This window comes from Corynebacterium sp. ZY180755 (assembly GCF_054331495.1).
In genome coordinates this window covers 1,634,956-1,658,415 of record NZ_CM135811.1, presented here as the reverse complement: position 1 = coordinate 1,658,415, position 23,460 = coordinate 1,634,956, and the positions used below count along the sequence as shown (strand labels likewise).

The window sequence follows — 23,460 nt, the reverse complement described above, 5'->3', positions numbered from 1 at the left end:
TCTGGCGGTAGAAAGTTCTCTAACAGCTTGCCAACATTTGGATCATGAAAGGTGTAAAAAGCCAGTAAGTTTGCAAGACTGTAAAGCATGATCGAAACCCCATTGCTCATAGGCATAATCGCCCTCGTCCTTGTACTGCTCTTGATTCTTCTTGTGGTCTTTGGCCTCAAGCGCAAGAAGTCTAAGACGGTCAGCTTTACTCCTAAGGAACAAGTCCCACAAAAGGAGCTCACCCAAGAGCAAAAGTCTGGCAATTACCAGGCCAAAGGTGGCTTTAACTTTGCCCCAGCAACTACCTCCAAGGAAAAGGAGCCCGTTCTCCTTGATGGTCAGGAGCCGCAGGCAAACGCGGATGCATCACGCGCTGACTCCGCAACCGCCAAGGCGCAACAGCAGCTGGATCGGAGTATCGCTCCAGACCCAGTGGAAAAGGACAAGCCTCTGATTAACGAGCCAGTTACCCCTGAGCCGGATAAGGCGCCGCGTGGTGTGAATAATACGGCTAAGGAAGAAGCCCAGCTTGTGACTAACGAGGTCAAGGTTGGTGATGCCAACAAGGTACCGAGCACCCCAACGATCGCACCTGAGACCGCAACTAGTGAAGTTCCGCCTCGCACTCCTACCTCCATTCCGGATCCAGAGCCTAAGCCAGTTACCGAGCTAAAAGTTGACGAAGTTGCTCAGGCAGACGAGACCTCATCCACCCAGAACTGCGGCGGGCGGTGTCGTCGCCGGTGGGGTAGGCGGAGCAAGCATTGCCGCAGTAGCATCAGCTGAGAAGAACGATAAGCAAGTCGCGGAGGCCAAGGACGCCGAGTCCCAGCAGGTCTCATCCCCAGAGGCAATCGTCGATTCGGACTCGCCGTCGGGCAGCACCGCTGAGTCTGAGGCCACTAAGGATGCGGAAGCTGCCAGGGTGGAGCGAGAGGCTGCCAAGGTACAGGCGCAGGAGTCAGAACCAAATCTTGACGATGAGTTCGCCGAACTTGAGGAGTTTGGCGAAGATCCGGATGCAGCCGACGAGGCTGAATATGAGCGCCCTGAGGAAACCGAACTAACCCATGAAGCGGCGCAGGCTGTTAGTGAAGTGGACTCTCAAGCCCAGGCAGATGCACTCGAGCACGTGGAACAGGAAGCACCCGAGGGTGACAACGCGCAGACGCAAGCACATGAGGCCGACCTAGGCGAGCATGACACCGACACCGTACCTGACGCTGGCGATGAGCACACCGACGCGGTAGACACCGTTGATCCTGAGGCAACCGAGGCTGCAGTCGCGGCGGCAACCATTGAGGAGGCCGTTGAGCAAGCCCTAGATAAGGTTGATACGGAAAGCGTCGCCTCTGATTCGACCGGAGGCGCAGTCTGCTGCCGTTGCAGCAAATATTGAGGACATTGACCCTGCTGCAGGTCGCATCGGTCGCTTGCGTGGACGTTTGTCCAAGTCCCAGAACGTGTTTGGTCAGTCCGTGTTGGGTATGCTGTCGGCCGGTGACCTCGATGAGGACGCATGGGAAGAGATCGAAGACGAGCTTTTGCAGGCTGACCTTGGGGCAAATATCACTATGGCCGTCACGGATGAGCTGCGCGAGAAGATCGCTGAACGTGGCGTTTCCTCTGAAGCTGAGGCGCGAGCAATGCTGCGTGAGACCTTGATTGAGGCATGCCACCCTGAGCTAGACCGCTCCATCAAGGCCATGCCGTTTGAGGGCAAACCAGCCGTCATCCTGGTAGTGGGAGTCAACGGTACCGGTAAGACCACCACCACGGGCAAGCTTGCCCGTGTGCTTGTGTCCATGGGGCACAACGTGGTTCTGGGTGCGGCTGATACCTTCCGTGCCGCCGCTGCCGACCAGCTTGAGACGTGGGGCCGTCGTGTAGGGGCAAAGACGGTTCGCGGAAAGGAAGGCGCCGATCCAGCATCCGTAGCCTTCGACGCCGTTGCTGAGGGTGTTGCCACCGGTGCAGACGTGGTTCTCATCGATACCGCCGGCCGTCTGCATAATTCCAACAACCTGATGGATCAGTTGGGCAAGGTGAAGCGCGTTGTGGAAAAGAAGGCGGTTGTTGATGAGGTTCTGCTGGTTCTGGACGCCACCACCGGCCAGAATGGCATGCTGCAGGCCAAGGCCTTCCGTGAGGTAGTCAACATCACCGGCGTAGTCTTGACCAAGCTGGATGGATCCGCCAAAGGTGGCATCGTATTCCGCGTCCAAGAGGAACTGGGAGTCCCAGTTAAGCTCGTTGGATTGGGCGAGGGCGCGGACCACTTGGCACCGTTTGAGGTTGAGGGATTCGTAGACGCTCTGCTAGGCACCAGCACTCAGTAAGGTCGTAAAACTCAACAGATAAGGACCGGCGTAGTTCACCATGTGGTGAACTACGCCGGTCCTTGCGTGGGGCAGGTGTTTACTTCTTTGGAATTCCCGCTGCCCACAGTGCTGCGGCAATGAGGCCTGGTTGGCCGAACAGCCTGATGAGGCGCTTGCGATCGGTGTCTAGGCCGAAGCCGTCCTTGCGTTCAGCGTACTGGCCGATATTGCCTGGGAAAATTGCGGTGTAGAATGCCGCCAAAGCGGTGCCGGTGAGCTTGCGGTGCTTGGGTAGAGCGAGCAATGATGCGCCGAGTGCGATTTCGGCAACACCGGAACCCACTACTACTAGGTCATCGTCCACAGGAATCCAGCTAGGAACCTGAGCTTGGAATTCCTCCCTGGCAGTGGTGAGGTGGGTAATGCCAGCAAACGTCATGAACGAGCCCAAAATGATGCGAGCTGCGGTTTGAGATGTGCGAGTAGAAGACATAGTTTAACTCCTTGGTTGTGAACGGTGTGGTCACTGGAGTTAGTGATCACCTTGTCTCGACCCACCCTACACAATTTTGATAGCGTGCAACTGATTGCTGGATGTGGACGGATAAAGAACAGATACCTAGGAACAGTATTACCCCAGTGTTGAGATGGTTCACCGTCGTAGCGGTCAAGTTCGGCGTATGCTGGCCTGCATGAGCTTGAATACTGTGCAGAAAAACCGTGTCAAAACCATTAGCGCCACTTCGGCTGCTGTGGTCACCACCGCAACGGTGGGTTCGCTAGCTACTAATCCCAATACGCTGTGGTACAAGTCCAGGCTGAAGCCAGATTTCCAGCCACCAGTGTGGTTGTTCCCAGTTGCATGGACGGCGCTATACCTCGACATTGCGATTGTGGTGGGTTCCAGCTTGGCCGATCTGGAGGAGCGTAGGGAGGCGGACAAGTTCCAGAGCCTCGCCATCGCTACCGTGGTCAATTTGGTACTGAATGCTGGCTGGTCGTTGTTGTTCTTCAAGTCCAAGAAGGCCGGCCTGGCCACGTTCCAGGCAGCAGCACTGGCTGTTTCCAGTGCAGATCTGGTTCGCAGGTGTGTAGATGTTGACTCCAAGCGTGGCTGGTTCTTGGCGCCGTATGCTGGTTGGACGGCGTTCGCAACGCTGCTGACGGGTGCTATCTGGTTTAAGAACCGTAAGCGTGTGTGGAAGTAAAAGTATGGCCTGATGAGGCCGTGGTGCCGTCTCCCTTAGAAGTTACGGGAGGCGGCGTTTGCTGTCTTTGTGCACGTTGCACAGTGTGGCGTGAGAGTCCTTTGGTGGTTCGGTCCGGCCAGTCGTTCATCCTCGGGATGTAGTCAAAAAGTGGTGGGGAAGTAACCCCGCTTGCCCTATGAATGGATCTTTCTACGCTGTGTGTGGGGGTAGTCAAGCCTGAGTACTGCGCGGGAAAGTACTTAAAGGTCATCAGTAAAAGTGCACCTCAATTGTTTCGATAGCCCTATAGGTATGGGGGTGGAGACGGTGCGATTATTTTCTATAGCTTTATAGGAAATTAAATCTATCGGTCTATAGTTAGTCACTAGACTTGGATAGGTCCGGCACTGATAGAGGGTCTGTGTATACGGGCTCACGAACTCGGTGAGGACGGGACTATCCCAGTATCCCCTCGCAAGATGGAACCGTTAGGCCATCGGAAAGAGGAGTAAGAACTCTTCACACGTACAAAAAGGAGCACCCCATGACTGCTGATGAAGTAATTCAGGCATCGGGCAATGCCAGCTGGATGCTGATCTCCGCGTCCCTGGTTTTGCTGATGACTCCGGCACTTGCTTTCTTCTACGGAGGCATGTCACGTAAAAAGTCTGTCCTGAACATGATGATGATGTCCTTCGGCGCCTTGGGCGTTGTGTCGGTCATTTACATTTTGTGGGGCTGGTCCATGTCCTATGGTTCATCCATTGGCGGTGTATTCGCGAACCCATTTGAGCAGTTCGGCCTAAAGGACCAGATTGTGGATGCCGATGGTAACTACGTTGTAGGCGCTTCTGGCTACGCCAACATTATCGATGTCGGATTCCAGCTGACCTTTGCCGTCATCTCCACCGCAATCATCTCCGGTGCCCTAGCAGAGCGCGTTAAGTTCGGATCGTGGTTGCTGTTCGCCGGCTTGTGGGCCACGTTCGTTTACTTCCCGCTGGCGCACATGGTGTGGGGCGGTGGCCTCTTGCATGCTGAAGAGCGTGGATTCAGTGCGTGGATGTTTGGGGCAACCGACGGCGAGGCCAACATCGCGCCAATCGACTTCGCCGGCGGAACCGTCGTGCACATTTCTGCTGGTATTACGGCCCTCGTGCTGGCGATTGTTGTGGGCAAGCGCAAGACCTTCCCGCGTGTTGCGCACCGCCCACACAATCTGCCCTTCGTGATGCTGGGCGCGGCACTACTGTGGTTCGGCTGGTTCGGCTTCAACGGAGGTTCTGCGTTTGCGGCAGATGGCCTTGCTGGCCTCGCTTGGGTGAACACCACGGCTGCGACCGCAGCCGCGATGCTCGGCTGGTTGCTTACGGAAAGGATCCGAGACGGCCGTGCAACCTCCTTGGGCGCGGCGTCCGGTATCGTCGCCGGCCTGGTTGCCATCACTCCAGCCGCGGGTGCACTGACGCCCGTAACCTCACTGATCCTCGGCGCAATCGGCGGCGTTCTGGCAGCACTCGGTGTCGGGTTGAAGTTTAAGTTCGGATTCGATGACTCACTTGATGTTGTGGGCGTCCACTTGGTTGCTGGTTTGTGGGGCACCATCGGGGTTGGTCTCTTGGCTGACGGCTCCGGTGCCTTCACTGGTGGCGGTGCTGACGGGTGGAAACTGTTCATCGTGCAGGTTGTCATCGCTGTTGTTGCCATGATCTTCGCTGGTGTGGTTGCGTTTGTACTTGCCATCATTGTCAAGGTGACCCTCGGGTGGCGTGTGGATGACGAGGAAGAACACAACGGTGTCGACTTCCACGAGCACGGTGAGACCGCATACGACAACGCTGGTCCTGACATCCGCTAACTGTCTTCCGGAGGAAAGGTAGAAAAAGGGGAGACCGGGTCAGCGCCGTCTTCCCAGCTGAAAAGCCCCAATGCAAAACGATCATGGGGCTCAGCTGAAAAAGCTAGAATAGACGCAAGTTTTTTAATACAAATTAAGTGAACACCGTTTGGGAGTGCGCAAGGGCACCAAGGCTGGTGGAGGAACTTTCTTCATTACATTTGGGAAGGCCGGAAAATGAAGCTCGTAACCGCAATTGTTAAGCCATTTACTCTCTCGGACGTCAAGGATGCCCTGGAGCAGATTGGTGTCCACGGCATGACTGTTACAGAGGCGCAGGGTTTTGGACAGCAGAAGGGCCACTCTGAGGTGTACCGAGGCGCTGAGTACGCTGTGGACTTTGTTCCAAAGGTGAAAATTGAGATCGTCATTGATGATTCCCTTCTGGAGGACGCGGTCAACGCTATCGTGGGCGCAGCCCAGACTGGCAAGATCGGTGACGGCAAGGTGTGGGTCACTACCGTGGATGAGCTGGTGCGTGTTCGTACCGGTGAGCGTGGTACTGACGCTATCTAAACAGTTGATCAGGAGACACCTTGGGTATTAACCCCAGGGTGTTTTCTAATTCTTGAGGAGTAGAACATGAGTGACCGGCTCCAGACCCAGCACAAAGCGTCGCCAGCCTCGTTGCGAGAGCGCACGACGGCCAAGGCCTTGGAGCTGCTGGAAAAACTCGACCTGCCCGAGGGGACGGCATTGGCAGCAACGGGCTCGCTGGCGCGTGGGGAGATGAGTCCCAAGTCTGATCTGGATCTCCTTCTTATTCACGAGCCTGACTTCGATGCCTCCCAAGTAAAAGATCTCTGGTACCCAGTGTGGGATGCCAAGATGCGCCTCGATTACGCCGTACGCACCCCAGGTGAGTGCGCGGACATCATCAGTGCGGATGTCACCTCGGCGCTCGCGTTGCTAGACATCAAACACATCCGCGGCAACGCCGAGCTATCGGAGCAGGCGCGCCGGCTGGTGTTGGAAACTTGGCGTAGGGAAGCAAAGAGAAACTTCAACCACCTGGTGGACGCGGCAATTGCTCGCTGGCGTCGGTCCGGTTCAGTGGTGGCGATGACCCACCCGGACCTCAAGCACGGACGTGGTGGCCTGCGCGACATCGACCTAGTTAATGCACTGGCGTTCGCCAATCTTGTGGATAGGGCTCAACTAGACACGGAACGCGCCCTTCTTAACGACGTCCGCACGCTGTTGCACGTGCACGCAGGTCGCGCACGCGATCAGCTGGATCCCGAGTTCGCCGTCGACGTTGCTGAGGACCTAGGTTTCACTGACCGTTACGAGCTCTCGCGTGCCATCGCCGCCGCCGCTGCGAAAGTGGATGATGCAGTCACGCAGGCGCTGACCATCGCGCGCAACCAGATGCCTCGCCACACTGGGCTCCGTCGGGCGGCTCGCCGCCCGATTGACGTGGACGTTGTGGAGGTCGGTGGGGAACTAGTCCTCAGCAAGAACCCAGACATGACTGACCCAGGTCTACTGTTGCGGGTATCTGCGGCCAGCGCCCGCCACGGGCTTCCGGTGACGTCTGCCACCTGGAAGCGTCTTAAAGAACTACCACCGCTTCCTAGCAAGTTCACCCGTACCATTGCGGCGGACTTCCTCACTACGTTGAGCTCTGCCACGCAGTCTACGTCGGTTGTGCAAGAAATGGACGAGCATGGATTTTGGACCCAACTTGTGCCGGAGTGGGACCACATTCGCGGAATGATGCCACGCGAACCCATTCACATCCAAACAATTGACCGTCACAGCTTGGCAGTGGTGGCCAATTGCGCGGAGAAGTCCATCACCGTGGCGCGTCCGGATTTGCTGTTGTTGGCAGCGCTGTACCACGACGTGGGCAAGGGACATAACCGACCGCACGAAGAAGTAGGAGCCGAGTTTGTAGAGCGCATGGCCAAACGGATGGGGCTCAATGCCCACGACGTGAATGTGGTGCGCACCGTGGTGGCGCAGCACACGCTTCTGCCCGATGTATGTAGGACGATGGATCCAACCGGTGATGACGCCTTAGAGAAAATCTTGGAGGCCACCGGCTACAACCTGCTCACCATAGATTTGCTGGAGGCGCTGGTCGAGGCGGACTCCAAGGGAACCGGCCCCGGCGTGTGGACCAAGAACCTAGAACGTGGCCTTCGTATTCTGTGCGGCCGTGCGCGTGAGCGTCTGAGCGTGATTATTCCAGAGCCGCCGTGCATCAATGTTGCAGAGGAAATCGAGGTGAACGTCCTAGATGACGAAAAGCTCGACATATTCCCAGATCAGGTCTACGCGGAGGTGAAATGGAAGGGGGCTAATGAGAAAGACGTGAACAAGCTACTAGCTCTCATGGCAGCTAAGAACTGGAACATTGAGCAGGGGGCCATCCGTGTGAGCCCGAACGATTCGGCGGATGACGGGGCCACAACAGCGAAGGCTCGATTTGTGGTGTACAACCACATGGGTTCAGGCTTCAACGAGCAAGAAGTGATTCAAGGGCACCGATCGGGCCGCTTCTCCACACTGCCAGAGCTATCCCGTGGCATGGCGGCAACCTTTTGGAGCGGGGATTTGCTCGAGGTACGAGCTACGGACCGAAAAGGCGCGCTGGGAAAACTCATTAATGTCCTGCCGGATGTGGAATGGATGACCATGTCTAACCCTGGTGCCACCATGATTGTGCAGATCAAGCTGGCGGAGGGTTTTAATCGATCCGCGGTGGAGCGCGATGTGGTCCAAGCCCTGACTAAGGCTTAACGGCACGCGCGCTACTTAAAAAAACGCCTGAAAGTATGACACAATGGAACGTTGATAAAAGTTAGAAAAACTTCTGCCTCCGCGCACATGATCAAGGAGAATTCTCTTACGTGTTTGAGTCACTGTCAGATCGTCTAGGCCAAGCCCTTGGTGGTCTGCGATCCAAGGGCAAAGTAACCGAAGCCGACATCAACGCGGTATCCCGCGAGATCCGCCTAGCTCTGCTGGAGGCGGACGTTTCGCTTACCGTCGTCCGCGGTTTTGTTAAGCGCATCAAGGAACGCGCCCTCGGTGCTGAGGTATCCAAGGCGCTTAACCCAGCGGAGCAGGTGATCAAGATTGTTGATCAGGAGCTCACGGCCATCTTGGGCGGTGAGACTCGCCGCCTGACGCTTGCTAAGAACCCACCAACCGTGATCATGTTGGCTGGTCTGCAGGGTGCTGGTAAGACCACCTTGGCCGGTAAGCTGGCTAAGTGGTTGTCTGATCAAGGCCACACCCCAATGCTGGTGGCCTGTGACCTCCAGCGTCCAGGCGCTGTTCAGCAGCTGCAGATTGTCGGTGAGCGTGCCGGTGTCAAGACGTTCGCGCCGGACCCCGGTACCTCTATCGATTCCCTTGAGCATGAAATGGGCACCTCCCACGGTGATCCCGTTGCAGTGGCGCAGCAGAGCATTGAGGAAGCGAAGCGTACCCAGCATGATGTAGTCATCGTAGATACCGCGGGCCGCTTGGGCATCGATGAGACTCTGATGACCCAGGCTCGCAACATCCGTGACGCCGTCAACCCTGATGAAGTCCTCTTTGTTATTGACGCCATGATTGGTCAGGATGCCGTCAACACCGCGGAAGCATTCCGTGATGGCGTTGACTTCACCGGCGTTGTTTTGACCAAGCTCGATGGTGACGCCCGTGGCGGTGCCGCGCTGTCTATCCGTGAGGTTACTGGCAAGCCAATTATGTTCGCCTCCACCGGCGAGAAGCTCACGGACTTTGACGTCTTCCATCCGGAGCGCATGTCCAGCCGAATCCTCGGTATGGGTGACATGCTCACTTTGATCGAGCAGGCGGAAAAGAACCTGGACCAAGAGCAGGCCATGGAGGCCGCTCAGAAGCTGGGCACCGGCGAGCTGACCCTGGATGACTTCCTCAATCAAATGCTCATGATCCGCAACATGGGCCCACTGGGCAACATCCTGAAGATGCTTCCGGGTGGCAAGGCTATGAGCCAGATGGCGGACATGGTGGATGAGAAGCACTTGGACCGCATCCAAGCCATCATCCGCGGCATGACCCCCGAAGAACGCAACAATCCTAAGATCCTGAACGCATCCCGACGCAAGCGCATCGCTAACGGCTCCGGCGTCACCGTGGCTGAGGTAAACCAGCTGGTGGAGCGTTTCTTTGATGCGAAGAAGATGATGGGACAGATGGCCGGTCAGATGGGCATGGGCGGTATGGGGCGCTCCGCCACCAAGAAGAAGCCAAAGGGCCGCAAGGGCAAGAACGGCAAGCGCAAGCCAGCGAAGAACCGTAACAGGCCAAACACCCCTGGTTTCCCAGGCGCGGCTAACGGAATGCCGGGCATGCCAAACATGGCCGAGCTGCAGAAGATGCAGGAGCAGATGGAAGCCATGGGCGGAATGCCGGGCATGGGCGGACTGGGCAAGATCCCAGGTATGCCGAAGCTACCGAAGGGCATGGAGAACATTGACCTAAATAACCTTGACTTTGGCAAAGGCAACGGCGGTAGCAAGTAGCCGGTAGCCCCGCAGCACTGCCCACCCCACGACCACGTGGGGTGGGCAGTGCCATGTAGCCTCCGCGCAGACAGGAAAAGGACGCCGAAAACCGAGGGCACTGCCGCAATCGGGACGTAATTGCGATCATGTACATTGTTGAGAATCGTAGCGAAAACGATCACGTGCGCCACCGGCCGTCACCCCAACATCTATGGTGGTGAGTGCTGTAGGTAAAGTAAAACGCCGCACGGAAGAACTTCCGTGCGGCGTTTCTTTCATATGCCTTACAACGGGAAAGCAGTAATTCCGCCAGCACGTGGTGCAGGTGGCAGCATGTCCTGAACCATTGAGTCAGGGGATGCGGGATCTACGGGCTGATTACCAATCAGTTCACCTGTATTCGGATCAATCTGCGGTGCGCCGTAATCCAGCCATAATTGCTCAAGCTCGGACTGGTAGTTGGTAGACCACGAATCAATGTGCTGCTCATTGAGGTGCAGATTCTCCGGAACCTGTTGCTGCTGAGGGACTCTATCGAGGAAGGGCTGGAGGTAGTCGCGCAGCAGCGGGGCAGCAGACACAGCGAACGCGTTCGTGATGTGGTGCATGTCGCGGTAGACCATGGTGTTACCAATAACAACAGGACAGTTATCGTCTGGACCACAGAACCAATCCTGAGTGTCCACCGCAATCATGTTCGGCCACTGGGCCAAGACGGCAGCGGCAGGATCTACGGGCTGATAGACGGTCTCACGTGCGCGGCCACACTCTGCGGCGTCCTTGGTGGCAACGTAGCATTCATCAAATTCGTAACCCTTGCCGTTTTCATCAAATCCCCATGGGTTATCACGAAGGCCGAGGAACGGGATGTTGTGTTCTGCGAGCACTTCCCAGAACCCAACGTAGCCTGCAGGGACAACATCTTTGCCGGTGCCCCTCTCTCCGCCAGGTCGCGTGGTATTAGAGACCACCAAGTCCGGCTTGTCCTGAATAATGCGCTCAATGACCATCTGGCCCCACTCCGCGCAGACTGGGGTGACGTCTGTATCAGGGCCAGTCTCAATAGGGCAGTCCTGGCGCAGCATTGGCACCACCTTGAATCCCATCTCGTGGCCTAGTTTTTCAAAGCCGGAGGCCCACTGTTCCGAGTGAGAACCACCAACCATGTAGATCGTGAAGTCCGCATCGAGATCACCGATAGCGCATGGTACGGATGGATCCCGCGGGGAGAATTCGTCGAGTCGGTTAGCTGGTTGATCTTTGCCTACGAAGCAGATCTTTTGGGCGAATGGTGGCATCATGGAACCGACCAACACAGGATCCGGCTTCACTGGCATTCCGGATGGGGCTTTAACACCGAAGTTGGCCATCACGCCTGGATAGAACGTTGGGTTCAAGTTGGTATCAGTTTCGTTTGCTACTACGGAATTCCACCAAGGCTGGATGCACATCATTGCGGCAACGCAGGCCGCAACAACTACGCCACCAACAGCGCGGAACCCGCCGGCGCGGGTACGCATATCTGCCAAACCCTTGTGTACCGGCATGTCATCAACCATTGGACGCTTGCGGTGTTGACGTAGTGGTTGTTCGATGAACTTGTGCGTCAGCTGAGCCAAGATGAGGGAGATCGCGATGATGATGACTCCCAGCCACCATGGTGGAGTATCTACCCCAAGAGCGGAGGTTGACAGGATCAACAGTGGCCAGTGCCACAGGTACAGCGAGTAGGCGATATCGCCCAGCCAACGTGCTTTCTTTGAGGCCATCACACCGGAAATGCGGCCACCACCGAACAGGATGATAAGCATTGCGCCGCCGAGTGGCAGTAAGGAAAGTGGGCCTGGGAACGCCAAGGAGTTGGAGATGACAATGCCGGTCAGAAGCAGCGCGAGCAGGCCGAGCGCCGTGAGGACGTCGGAAAGCCGACGCGACAGCGTTGGCACCTTGTGCGCGTAGATAGCCAGCACCGCGCCGAGCGTGAGCTCCCAAGCGCGCGACCACGTGGAGTAGTAGTTGTCACCAGTGCCGTAGAGGCCGTGGCGGGAGGCGTAGGCAAAAGACGCGATGGTGGCCACGATCAGAATCGGGCCAGCGATCTGGTTGACCGTAGGGAACCTCGTGGAGGACGAGGCTGGTCGCAGCTTCATAACCAGCGCCAAGAGTGTGGCAAATAGGATGCCCATCAAGTAGAACTGCCCCTGCACCGCCATGGACCACATGTGCTGCAGTGGGGATGTCTCCGCTGATGCCGCGGCGTAGTCAGCGTCCTGAGCCGCCAGCTCCCAGTTCTGGTAGTACAGCAGGGTAGCGGTGATCTGCTGGGTGAGCTCCTGCCTCAGAAGCTGTGGGGTGACAAAATAGACTAGGAGGAAAGTTACGCCGATGACCAGCGCGAGCGCTGGGACCAACCGGCGAATGGTACGCCAGATCGGCCACCAAGGATTCAAAGACGCATTCTCTTTAGCTGCGTATCGCAGCTGCGAACCCAGGAAGAAGTAACCGGATAGCAACAGGAACACGTCAACGCCGCCAGATACGCGGCCCACGAAGACGTGGAATATGACCACAAGGGCGATAGCAATGCCGCGGAGCCCGTCAAGGTCATAGCGGTACCGGAAATTACGCGGGGAATCTTTAGCCATAGATAAACGTTTCAAAATCTCAACAAGTGCCAAGGGTGTGGCAACACGACAACGAGACTGTACTCTTGCACACAACGGCTCAGTGGATCCCTTGTGTAGCTCGTAGTTCAAGTTCTACTTGGCCGGATATCAGCAGTGAGCTATTTATATATTCGGTCATAGCTCGAATCAGACTACTCCTCCGAGCTGACAAGGGGATGGGGACTCACCGTCCGTGGGTGAATTTGGCAAAGCTCAGATAAACCCCGTATGATGTCAAAGGTTGTGTGTGAATAAGAACACTCGCCGCAACTAATTTCATATTTATTCTGCGTAACACCGCAACCGACCACGGTCGAACGGTCTACGTCACACGCAGACTAAATCCAAGGGCTGAACCGGCGAACACACGGTGATGGTGTTCGTGTCATGTACTGCCCAGTGACTAGATAAGGACTATTAATCATGGCTGTAAAGATCAAGCTGCAGCGTCTTGGCAAGATCCGTACCCCTCACTACCGCGTAGTTATCGCTGACGCACGTACCCGTCGCGATGGCAAGGTTATCGAGAACATCGGTATCTACGAGCCAAAGCAGGACCCATCCGTAATCAAGATCGATTCCGAGCGCGCACAGTACTGGCTGGGCGTTGGCGCACAGCCAACCGAGCCTGTTCTGGCACTGCTGAAGGTTACCGGCGACTGGCAGAAGTTCAAGGGCCTCGAGGGTGCAGAGGGCACCCTGAAGGTAGCTGAGCCTAAGCCATCCAAGCTTGAGCTGTTCAACCAGGCACTGGCTGAGGCTAACGAGGGCCCAACTGCTGAGGCTATCACCGAGAAGAAGCGCAAGGCTAAGGAAGAAGCAGAGGCTAAGGCTGCTGCTGAGGCTGAGGCAGCTAAGAAGGCTGAAGAAGAGGCTGCTAAGGCTGAAGAGGCTTCCGAGGAAGCACCTGCTGAGGAGTCTGCTGAGTAATTCGGCCAGCTACTAGCTTAAAGCTCTCAACCCGGCACCACCCATCGGTGGTGCCGGGTTTTGTAGATTTACCGGGTTTTGTAGATTTACCGGGTTTTGAAGATTTATAGGCCCCGGCTGTCCGCGCAAGCCCCAAGCAAAACGGATGGGAACAAGCGCGGAAATGCACCACACCAAAAAGACCTCAGTCAAAAAAGGACTCACTAGAAAGCAGGCATGTTAGGAGACGCCTACATGCAAAGGCGTCGTGGAAGTCCTTAGCTATTGGCACTTTTGCTGCTAACCATGGCGGCGTACCCTGACGGCAGAAAAGCGGTAGAGACCGTTGTGCTTCCAGGTGTGGATGCGGCGCAGTAGGCAGGAGCGCCACACCAGTAGGCGCAACGCGCTTACCTGATACACCAGCTCAAAAGCCAACGCTTAGGGCAGCGTGCCCGTAGCTGAAGAGGGGTGGGCCAAGTCGCGCGCAGCTGAAGAGGGGTGGGCAGCAAAGTGTTGGACGTTGTCCTAGCGCCGAATCAGCTAGGGCCTTTAGGGCTGATTCTGCTCCTCGCCGTTTGGAGCGAGGCCTAATTGCGCACTGAGTTTCGGGCTAATGATACTCCACAGTGCTGGCTTAAGGCTGCTGGCATATGGCTCAGAGATATGGTTCTGATCCCGGTAAACCACCACGTTGCCGATCACCGGTGGGCAGGAGTCGCCTGGGCAGAACCAGCCTGAGGTATCGATAAAGTCAACCAGTGGGTAGGCATTCACTAACGCGTCCGTTGGGTCTTGTTCAGAGTAGACCTGAGAGCGCGGCATGGTGCAGCGTTGGATGTCATCAGTGAGCGCTAGGCACATGGACAAATCAGACATCCTGCCATTTTCCGTGGCCCACGGGTTGTCGCGCAGGGCAATGGTGGGGAGGTTAGCGGTTGCTAGTTGATCCCAGAACTTGGTGTAGGACACGGGGACGATGTCAAGACCAAAACCGTCGGCTTGTTCAGGGCGAGTGGAGGTGCTGATCACCAAGTCAGGCTGCATAGCGATAACGCGGTCAGTTGCCAGCTGGCTCCACTGGGTACACTTGGGATCCACATTTGGGTCTTCAATCATGATGGCGCAATCTTGGCGCACCAGCGGGACCAGCTTGAAGCCATGTTCTTGGCCCAGCTCGTTAAGTGGTGTGAACCACTGTTCAGCGTGTGAGCCGCCGACGAGTGCTACGGTGACGTCAGAGTTTACGTCACCATACACGCACGGTTCACCGTTGCTTTTAACATCCGAGAAGAAATCACCTGGGGTGTCTCGTGCCACCATGCAACCGTCCTCGGTGGGCAGTGGGTGCATCTTGCCCACCAGAGTTGGGTCCGGCTGGTACGGCAAGTCCGGCACTGTGGCGCCGTTAAGGGCGAGCGCGCCAGGATAATCCACTGAGTTGGAGGTTTGGGAGCTACGCTGCGCATCGGTCACCCGGGCTTCAAAGCGCGGCTGCATGCTCAACAGAAGTACGGCTACCACCGCGACACCCACGCCAGCGAAAGCACGCCCCTTTGGTGCACTGGTGGAACGTAGTTGCTTAAGCGCCGTGGCCGCAGGCTTTTCGGTGGAGACGGGACGCTTGCGGTGCTGGGCGAGAGGCTTTTCCACCCAGCGATGTGTGAAGTGGGCCAGACCAAGGGAAACAGCAATGATGGCCGCACCTAGGAGGACTGAAGGGCGATCCTGCTGTAGGTATGCGGTAGCAACAATGAGCAGTGGCCAGTGCCAGAGGTAAAGGGAATAAGCAATGTTACCGAGCCAGCGAAAGACGCCGCGGGACATTACTGCAGACACTGGGTTTCCCGCTGATGAGCCACCAATGATCACCAGTGCGGCGCCAGCCAGTGGCAGGAGGGTGAGCGGGCCGGGGAAAGCGGTGGTCTTCGTGATAACGAATCCGGTGATGCAAATCATGAACAGGCCCGCCACGGAAGCAATCACTGACATCCGTGAGGTGAGCTTGATACGGGAGCCGTAGATGGCCAGTACCGCGCCGAGGGTGAGCTCCCACGTGCGAGAGAAGGTGGAGTAGTAGTTTTGTGGGGTGCCAAAAAGGCCGTAGCGCGATGAGTAGATGAACGACGCCACGGTCACTGCGATCAGAATCGGACCTGCGACGCGGAAAACAAACTGCTGACCGTCAAATGAGACCTTGTAGTGCCGAGATGATGAGACGATCGCCTCACGTCGGCGGCGGACGGCCTTCCACGCCGCAGCTAGGATGAGGGCGAATACGATGCCTGCGATATAGAACTGACCTTGAACTGCCATGGACCACAAATGCTGCAGCGGCGATGTGCTTGCTGAGGCCGCCGTGTAATCCGCATTCTGGACTGACAATTCCCAGTTTTGGTAATACAAAACGCTGGCGGTGAATTGTTTATAGAGTTCACCGGTTCCGAGGTTTCGGGCGACGAAGACAACCAGCAGGGCCGTCACCCCAAGAGTGAGAAACAGCGCCGGTACTAGGCGACGGATAGTGCGCCAAATTGGCCACCACGGGTTCAATGACGCATTATCCTTGCCTGCATAGCGCAGCTGGGAGCCAAGGAAGAAGTATCCGGATAGTAGGAGGAAGACGTCCACACCACCAGATACGCGGCCAACGAAGACATGGAAGATCACAACGAGAGCAATGGCTATGCCGCGCAGGCCGTCAAGATCGTAACGGTACGCACGCGTTGGCGTAGTCGGTTGCGAACGCCCAGGCATAGTATCAGGATCAGAACTAAGCGAAGGCGACGAAAAGCGAAGTTTCATGAAGTGACCTCGTTAGGGCGGCGGCTCTTGATCGGAAATGAACGAACACCTGCCCTTTGAGGTTGGTAGGTGTTGTCTTAATGCAATAACCCTAAACCCTCCGCTCGGTATCATTACTGTGACTCTCCCTAAATTTGCAGGAAAAGTGCACTAAACTCGCCATTGGAGCCACCCCTTGAAGGGTAATGTCCGCTCACTCTACTACTAAAAACTTAGGCTAACGGCTGCACGCAACGTCGTGTGATGAGTGGAAAGATTCATAGGCAGCTGAGAAGAACTAAGGGGAGCACACCAAGCAGCGAAAGCTAAATCCACTGTTAAAGCGATATAGCGAAGCTGGGTGCTCTATCTTCCAGATCGTGGGATTAGGGTTGGAAAACGCGCAGTCCACCGGTGGCCGGCAGTGGAGGGGCAGTTCCTTCAGGTTCTCCTTCTTCTCCTTCAGGCCCAAAAATGGAATCAGAAACCTCGGAAGCAGGGTCTGAAACCTCAAAACCAGGCTCAGCAACGGCAGAAGTAGACGGTTCGAGGGTGGCAGTGCCCGGGGCTTTCTTCCCTACGAGTGGTGCTAGGTGTTCCCACAGGAGTGGCTCGAGGCTGCGGGAATAGGCCGCTGAGATGTGGTGATAATCGCGGTAGACAACCACATTGCCAATGACCGGTGGGCAGGTGCCATTGGGGCAGAACCAGTCCGCGGTATCAACAAAGGTCATGTTGGGGAACCACTGTTCGTATATGTCGGTGGGTGGCACCGCTGCGTAGATGGAATCGCGGTCCATGGAGCAGCGCTCCACGTCGCCGGTGGAAGCTAAACACTTAGACTTATCTTCCGGCTTGTCTTGGTAGGTGCCCCACGGATTATCACGCAGCCCAAGTACTGGGATGCCGTAAGCAGCCATCTGATTCCAGAAACCTACATAGCCCTCCGGGACCATGTCTTGTGTGAAGCCTTGAGCATCGCCTGGGCGGGTAGAGGAGGTAACCACGAGATCCGGATCCATGTTCGCGATGCGTTGCACGGCAAGCTGGCTCCACGTTGCACAGTCTTCAGAGACGCGGGAGTAGTCACCAATGACCAGCGGGCAGCCCATACGTGCCACCAGTTCCAAGCGGAAGCCGTGCTTTTTGCCCAATATGTCCAGCACGTCAGCCCATTGTTCGGCGTGTGAACCGCCGGCTAGAAGCACAAGGAAGTCCGAGTCTTTGTCACCATACACACACGGTTTACCGTCCTTGGTGAACTCAGTGAAGTGATCTGCCGGAAGTTTGTTGTGGATAAAGCAGTGGTCCGCGGATGTGACGGCAGCAATCTTGCCCACCAGATTAGGATCGGGGATCGGTGCTATGCCGGTTGGAACCTCGGCCCCTAGAAGGGCGCCCGCGCCAGGATACATTTCGGGGTTGTTCGTGGCAGGATCGCGGGCGGCGTCCTCGGCGGCGGCAATTTCCGCCGCAAGGTCGTCCTCATAGCGTGGCCCGAGGGAAAGGAGGGTTCCCGCCAAGAATAAGAGTGCAACCATAGCGATTCCGCGAACCTTTGGTGCACCGTGCTTGAATGTGTTTTTTGTGGCGGACAGGAAGGCGCGATCGCCACGCACGGGGCGGGCGCGTTTTTGGGCCAACGGTTTTTCCACCAAGATGTTGGTGACGTGCGCCAAAAGGAGCGAGACCACTACGATGGCCACGCCCAGCCCAAATGAGGGGGTTGGTTGGTCAAAGTACACTGTGGCCACGATCAGTAACGGCCAGTGCCACAGGTACAGCGAGTAAGCGATAGTGCCTAGCCAGCGGATAACGCCACGTGATAAGAGGCGGGAGAGTGGATTGTCAGACGCACCGCCGATGATCACTAACGCAGCGCCACCGAGTGGCAGCAGTGTTAGCGGGCCAGGGAACGCAGCGGTTTCGGTGATGACGAACCCTGTTGCAAAAATTGCGACCAAACCAGCAAGTACGAGGAGCAGACCTACTACGCGACCAACGTTAAGGCGAGTGAAGTAGATAGCTAGTACCCCGCCAAGAGTGAGCTCCCATGCGCGGGAGAAAGTGGAGTAGTAATTCGACGGCGTACCCACAAGCCCAAACCGCGCAGCATAGGCAAAAGAGGCTACAGTCACGGCAATCAGCAAGGGGCCGGCTACCCGGTACATGAAACGCTGGCCGTCTAGATTCAGTTTAAGCTCGGGCTCAACATCCATCTTGTCCTTCCGCTTGCTGCGAATCCACCGCCAGATTCCGCCTAGAAGCAGGGCAAACACGATGCCAGACACATAAAACTGTCCCTGCACGGCCATGGACCATAGGTGCTGAAGGGGAGATGTTTCCGAGGATGCTGCGGCGTAGTCCAGATCCTGCCTAGACAGCTCCCAGTTCTGGTAGTAGAAGACGCTCGCAGTGAACTGCTTATACAGCTCCGACGTCTCCAATGTGGGCACAAGAAACTTCACCAGGGCAGCGGTGGCACCCAACGTAACAAGGAGTGCCGGCGCTAAGCGCCGGATGGTGCGCCAGACAGGCCATAAGGGGTTAAGCGAGGCGTTGTCACGCCCCGCGTAGCGTAGCTGTGAACCAAGAAAGAAGTACCCAGAGAGTAGGAGGAATACGTCTACGCCACCGGATACGCGGCCCACGAAAATGTGGAAGATGACTACGAGTGCGATCGCAATGCCGCGCAGTCCATCCACATCGTGGCGGTAGCTCGTGCGTGGGATTGTTGTTGCGTGGGAAGTGTCAGAAGTCATGGCAGTACGCAAATCGGAAAGCGGTGGGGTAGTAGGGCGGGACTACTCGAATAAGGCAGTAGACCACTATTCGTCGAGTGTTGATCGTACCGTAAGTATTATCGACGAATCTTAAGACACGATGAGCCCGGAAGAGCGCAGAAAGTCACGGTTGAAGAATGTGGCACAGATTCCGATATGCTCTAATCCATGGAATTAATGATTGGTCGTGTGGTGAAATCCCACGGAATCCGTGGCGAAGTAGTGGTTGAGCTGACAACTGATGAGCCGGAGATCCGTTTTGCCCTTGGTGAGGTTCTTCACGGTAAGCAGGGCAAGAAAGAGCACGAACTCACGATCAAATCCACCCGAATGCACCAGGGGCGCATGCTGATCAAGTTTGAGGAAATCCCTGACCGGACACAGGCGGATTCCTTACGCGGCACTAAGTTCTGGGCGGCACCGTTGGAAAATGATGAGGGCGAAGAAGGCTTCTATGACCATGAGCTAGAGGGCTTGAAGATCATTCACAACGGCGAGGCAGTCGGTGTGGTCACCGGTGTCATGCACGGCCCAGCCGGTGAGATTCTTGAAGTTCTCTTGAACGATAAGAAAGAGGCACTGATCCCATTCGTACACGCCATCGTCCCTGAAGTAGATTTGGACGCTGGTACTGCCACCATCACTCCACCTGAAGGGCTGCTGGATCTGTAAATGGAGCACAACCCAAACGACGCGCAAAACCCAAAACTACGTCTTGACGTAGTAACCATCTTTCCGGAGTACTTAGAGCCGTTGAGGCACTCTCTTTTGGGGAAAGCCATAGAAAAGAATATTCTCGCCGTGGGCGTGCACGATCTGCGTCAGTGGACCCATGATGTTCACCAGGCCGTGGATGACAAACCCTTCGGTGGTGGCCCTGGTATGGTGATGAAGCCGGAGGTCTGGGGACCGGCTCTTGATGACGTCGCACATCAATCTGGCCCCGTTGCTCAAGCCCGTAACCTTGATTCCTCGGTTCCGCACGCAAATAAGCTGCGTCACGATGAGCTCAATGAAGTGGAGCAACAAGCGTACGACGCTCGCGACGCTCATCCTGATGAGGACGCGAGCCTTCCGCTGTTGATCGTGCCAACGCCGGCAGGCAAGCCTTTCACACAGTCTGATGCACAGGCATGGAGCAATGAATCCCATATTGCCTTCGCCTGCGGCAGGTATGAAGGCATTGACCAGCGCGTGGTGGAGGATGCGAAGAACCGCTACCGCGTGCGCGAAGTCTCCATCGGTGATTACGTTCTAATCGGCGGTGAAGTAGCGGTACTGGTTATCGCTGAAGCCATTGTCCGTCTCATCCCGGGCGTTCTGGGAAACCGGAAATCCCACGAAGAAGATTCCTTCTCCGACGGCCTCTTGGAGGGGCCATGTTACACCAAGCCACGCGAATGGCGTGGTCTGGAAGTGCCCGATGTATTGTTCTCCGGCAATCACGCCAAGGTCGACCGCTGGCGCCGCGACCAAGCGCTAAAGCGCACCCTGCAGGTCCGCCCCGAGCTTCTTGAGGGCGCCGAGTTGGACAAGCATGACAGGCGCTTTGTAGAGGAGCTCTCTCAAGACGAAAACGCTGAGCAGGCGTAGACTTCCTACGAGCAACCTAGTGCACCAATCAAAACGGGAGCAAGCAATGCGCGCAGTCACCACAGACCTCAACGTCCTCATCAATGAGAAGGAGGCACCAGAGATCGCCCAAAGACTTGGCGAGAATTTACGGGAGTCGGGATACTTCCCATCAAGCGTTGAGGTGCAGTTGATCAGCATGGCCTGCGAGCCTGACAACATGCTGATGACTCAGTACGAACAGATCAACGGCCGTCCGCCGATTACGGAAGACCTTCACCGCGTTGTGATCAATGGTGAAACCGACTTAGACGCCAAGGATGCCACCAAAGCGGTGGTGGCCCTACTTCCTCAGGAAGCTCTCTACTACGGCACCACCTTCGACGGGACCGTGGAACTTGGTGGTGCGCCTGCGTGTGCATGGCGGCCTTAAACATCTCCTTACAAAAAGCGACTGGCCTGAATACTCAGGTTTCCCAGAGGCTAGTCAAACTGTTTTCCTCTGTGTCGACTGTGGGATCAGACGATACTGAACTGGTGGAAAAATTAGGAAGTGTCCATCGCGCTTAAGTGTTTCCACGCTTTCACCAAAAGCGGGCATTTCTGGCCTATTTCGTCAGCCGCCAATTCTCTAAGCTCAGCACTGCATGTTCAGCTTCGGCAACTGCGCCTGGCGTCTCTCCGGTTTGTATAACAGCTTGCATTCAGAACAGGCGCTCAGCAGCTACCGATTTGTTCAAATCAAGAAAATTAGGTGTGAACTATCGTAGCCCGTCGCGTTGCACCTTTTGCCACATCCAAGTTTCGAAAATCGACGCTGCATTCATATGCAGACGTCTATAAAACCACGTTTGGCAAAGATCTGCGCATTTCAAACTTAAAAAGGTACGTTTTTCCTTGGAGATTCAGGCATAAGGGACGGAGCCACCCAAAGGATGTTTAACTGGTGACGCAGAAGATGCAATTTCTATCTGATCGGTCCCGACGATGGGCCCTGTGGTGTCTAGTTTTTCCACAACTAGATTAGATAAGAAAAACTGCTGCCGGTTCAGTCAATCACAATTCCGCTGAGCAGTTCGTCTGTGATCAATGAAGTGAGGCTATATGAAAATCTAACGTTGCCATAGGCGAAGACGCTATGGCAGACCTTTCATTGTTCAGACTCGTGCAAGAGCTGATTACTACCTGTTTGACAGCCGTATGTTGGTGAAATTCTACTGGCGGCATCGTCGGTGGACTTGTCGCTCAAAAACAATATCTGTCCGAGGCAGTGATGACCTAGGTCCTGTGCTTGGAAAACATTGTAAATGCTTGCCTGAGGTTGTGGAGCTTCTAAGGGCAACGAGCAAAATTTAGGTCGACTAGCACACAATATCGTTTCTTTATGATCCGCTTCATTCCGGTGAGTGTATTGGTGAAGTCTTTGATATCCAGCGAGTAGGACGAAGAAGAGTCACCTCGTTGATAACAACGGATGCATGGCTTTGCAAACCAGAACGACAAATACAGCCAGCCCAGTGTGTCCTGAACTCTGATCGAGATGAAAACAGAAGGAGGAAAGCCACGAAATCAGGCATGCCTTTTATGTCCCGTGAATCGTATTTTCTCCATTTTGACTAGCTGTGGGTTATGCAGACGATAAGATCATCTGGTGCCTACAGTTATGAAATCCCTCGCCGTACTCACCACCCTTGCTATAGGTGGTGGGGTTACCTATAACGTTGCTAACGGAGGTCCTGATGCCACCGTCACCAAAATTGTCGATGGTGACACCATCGAAGCTAATGTCGACGGAACCAATAAAAGAATCCGCCTCCTAAACATTGATACCCCTGAGATGGGTAAAGAATGCCTCGCCCAAGAAGCGAAAGATTACCTTGCCAGCCGACTGCCTATTGGTACCGAGATCACCCTTGAATACGACGAGGATAGAACCGATAAATACGGACGTGACCTCGCAGCCATCTTCGTAGATGATTCGTTCATCAATAAAGACGTAGTTGCAGCTGGTTTCGCCACTGCAATGAAAGTTGGAAAGAACACTAAATACTATTACGAAATAAAGTCCGTCGAAGCAATTCAACAGGGACAGCGCAATGGAATCTTTGGGGTTCCAGATGAGTGTCTAATTCCTGATCAGCAAGCTGCTTCAAAGTGGCAAGCAGCCAACGAAGCCATACTCGCCCTCGAGGGTCTTGACCTAAATGATCCCAGCAATATCGGAAAAGCAAACGCTTACTTCGATGTCATCGCAGCGGCTATTCAAGCGCTCAAAACTGCAAAGAACAACCGCAGTGAATTCCACCGTGCAGTTTACCCTGACGTTATTACTCAAGAAATCGGTAAACTACAAGAAAAACTAGACGCTGCCAAGAAGAAAATCCGGCAAACCGAAAGGGAAGAACAAGAGCGCAAAAAAGAAGAATCAGAACGCGAAGCGGAGCGCCAGAGAATCGAGAAAGAACAAAACGAGTTCGTTGAGCGCGTCGCCGAGTTGGAGAGATTGAGACCTGAGAATGGCCAAGCCGTACCAGCGCCATCCCCTAATCCAGCGCCAGCTGTTCCTGTACCGGATCCGAATCCTGTTGCGGAGTTAGCACCAGCGCCAGCTGCTCCCGCAGTTGACTCCTACACTGGATGTCGTGCTTATGGTGGCAACTATGCTTTGACCAGCATAGACGACAAGGGCCGAGCTTACGCCAAGATTGACTGCAACACGAAGGTCCAGATCGGATAGCCTAGTTTGGGGAAGCCGCACCTTTTTCATCAAGCTTAAACGTTGGTTCGGTTCAAGCTGATCTATGCAGATACTTTTTCTACAGAGTTTTAGCAGCAAGTAACCATCTCTTGAATTAGC

General features: G+C 55.6%; 16 protein-coding genes and 1 pseudogene. 13 read left to right on the top strand and 4 right to left on the bottom strand.

Annotated features, from left to right (window positions below; translation table 11 throughout):
- Positions 1–87: 87 nt before the first annotated feature.
- The 3 genes and pseudogenes from ACXM2N_RS07610 to ftsY all read left to right on the top strand — a co-directional run.
- The gene (locus ACXM2N_RS07610) at positions 88–777 is read left to right on the top strand and encodes a hypothetical protein (RefSeq protein ID WP_458487447.1); all 690 of its coding nucleotides are present in this window, start codon (positions 88–90) and stop codon (positions 775–777) included.
- Positions 677–1,390 (top strand): hypothetical protein, encoded by a 714-nt coding sequence (locus tag ACXM2N_RS07605; RefSeq protein ID WP_458487445.1) that lies wholly within the window; start codon positions 677–679, stop codon positions 1,388–1,390. The genes ACXM2N_RS07610 and ACXM2N_RS07605 overlap by 101 nt, the downstream gene beginning before the upstream one ends.
- 1 nt (position 1,391) lies before the next feature.
- Positions 1,392–2,330, top strand: a pseudogene (ftsY, locus tag ACXM2N_RS07600) (signal recognition particle-docking protein FtsY); the annotation flags it as partial.
- Positions 2,331–2,409: 79 nt separating this feature from the next.
- Here the strand turns inward: ftsY and ACXM2N_RS07595 are convergent.
- The gene (locus tag ACXM2N_RS07595) at positions 2,410–2,805 is read right to left on the bottom strand and encodes a DoxX family protein (protein ID WP_458487443.1); all 396 of its coding nucleotides are present in this window, start codon (positions 2,803–2,805) and stop codon (positions 2,410–2,412) included.
- Positions 2,806–3,004: 199 nt separating this feature from the next.
- Between ACXM2N_RS07595 and ACXM2N_RS07590 the strand changes: the two genes are divergently transcribed.
- The 5 genes from ACXM2N_RS07590 to ffh all read left to right on the top strand — a co-directional run bounded on the left by ACXM2N_RS07590 (position 3,005) and on the right by ffh (position 9,907).
- Positions 3,005–3,520 carry a TspO/MBR family protein gene (locus ACXM2N_RS07590; RefSeq protein ID WP_458487441.1) on the top strand — a complete coding sequence of 172 codons (516 nt, stop codon included), beginning with the start codon at positions 3,005–3,007 and terminating at the stop codon, positions 3,518–3,520.
- 526 nt (positions 3,521–4,046) lie between these two features.
- Positions 4,047–5,360, top strand: a complete 1,314-nt coding sequence (locus tag ACXM2N_RS07585; RefSeq protein ID WP_458487439.1) for an ammonium transporter — start codon at positions 4,047–4,049, stop codon at positions 5,358–5,360.
- 216 nt (positions 5,361–5,576) lie between these two features.
- A complete protein-coding gene (locus ACXM2N_RS07580; RefSeq protein WP_458487437.1) occupies positions 5,577–5,915 on the top strand; it encodes a P-II family nitrogen regulator in 339 nt (112 codons plus the stop codon).
- A gap of 66 nt (positions 5,916–5,981) precedes the next feature.
- Positions 5,982–8,147, top strand: coding sequence for a [protein-PII] uridylyltransferase (locus ACXM2N_RS07575; RefSeq protein WP_458487435.1), 2,166 nt, complete (start codon positions 5,982–5,984; stop codon positions 8,145–8,147).
- Positions 8,148–8,257: 110 nt separating this feature from the next.
- Positions 8,258–9,907 (top strand): signal recognition particle protein, encoded by a 1,650-nt coding sequence (gene ffh, locus ACXM2N_RS07570; RefSeq protein ID WP_458487433.1) that lies wholly within the window; start codon positions 8,258–8,260, stop codon positions 9,905–9,907.
- 266 nt (positions 9,908–10,173) lie between these two features.
- Here ffh and ACXM2N_RS07565 read toward each other — a convergent pair whose 3' ends face one another.
- Positions 10,174–12,534 carry an acyltransferase family protein gene (locus ACXM2N_RS07565; RefSeq protein WP_458487431.1) on the bottom strand — a complete coding sequence of 787 codons (2,361 nt, stop codon included), beginning with the start codon at positions 12,532–12,534 and terminating at the stop codon, positions 10,174–10,176.
- A 444-nt stretch (positions 12,535–12,978) separates the two neighbouring features.
- On the opposite strand from ACXM2N_RS07565, the gene rpsP reads away from it, so the two are divergent.
- Positions 12,979–13,485 carry a 30S ribosomal protein S16 gene (gene rpsP, locus ACXM2N_RS07560; protein ID WP_458487429.1) on the top strand — a complete coding sequence of 169 codons (507 nt, stop codon included), beginning with the start codon at positions 12,979–12,981 and terminating at the stop codon, positions 13,483–13,485.
- A gap of 531 nt (positions 13,486–14,016) precedes the next feature.
- Here the strand turns inward: rpsP and ACXM2N_RS07555 are convergent.
- The gene (locus tag ACXM2N_RS07555; protein ID WP_458487427.1) at positions 14,017–16,269 is read right to left on the bottom strand and encodes an acyltransferase family protein; all 2,253 of its coding nucleotides are present in this window, start codon (positions 16,267–16,269) and stop codon (positions 14,017–14,019) included.
- Between the two features lie 365 nt (positions 16,270–16,634).
- On the bottom strand, positions 16,635–19,010 hold the full coding sequence (locus ACXM2N_RS07550) for an acyltransferase family protein (protein WP_458487425.1): 2,376 nt from the start codon (positions 19,008–19,010) through the stop codon (positions 16,635–16,637).
- 189 nt (positions 19,011–19,199) lie between these two features.
- On the opposite strand from ACXM2N_RS07550, the gene rimM reads away from it, so the two are divergent.
- From rimM to ACXM2N_RS07530, 4 genes are all read left to right on the top strand, one after another.
- On the top strand, positions 19,200–19,703 hold the full coding sequence (gene rimM / locus ACXM2N_RS07545) for a ribosome maturation factor RimM (RefSeq protein ID WP_458487423.1): 504 nt from the start codon (positions 19,200–19,202) through the stop codon (positions 19,701–19,703).
- Positions 19,704–20,624, top strand: a complete 921-nt coding sequence (gene trmD / locus ACXM2N_RS07540) for a tRNA (guanosine(37)-N1)-methyltransferase TrmD (protein ID WP_458487421.1) — start codon at positions 19,704–19,706, stop codon at positions 20,622–20,624.
- Between the two features lie 46 nt (positions 20,625–20,670).
- On the top strand, positions 20,671–21,036 hold the full coding sequence (locus tag ACXM2N_RS07535; protein WP_458487419.1) for a hypothetical protein: 366 nt from the start codon (positions 20,671–20,673) through the stop codon (positions 21,034–21,036).
- Positions 21,037–22,266: 1,230 nt separating this feature from the next.
- Entirely contained in the window at positions 22,267–23,340 is a 1,074-nt protein-coding gene (locus tag ACXM2N_RS07530; RefSeq protein WP_458487417.1) for a thermonuclease family protein, read from the top strand.
- Positions 23,341–23,460 lie beyond the last annotated feature (120 nt).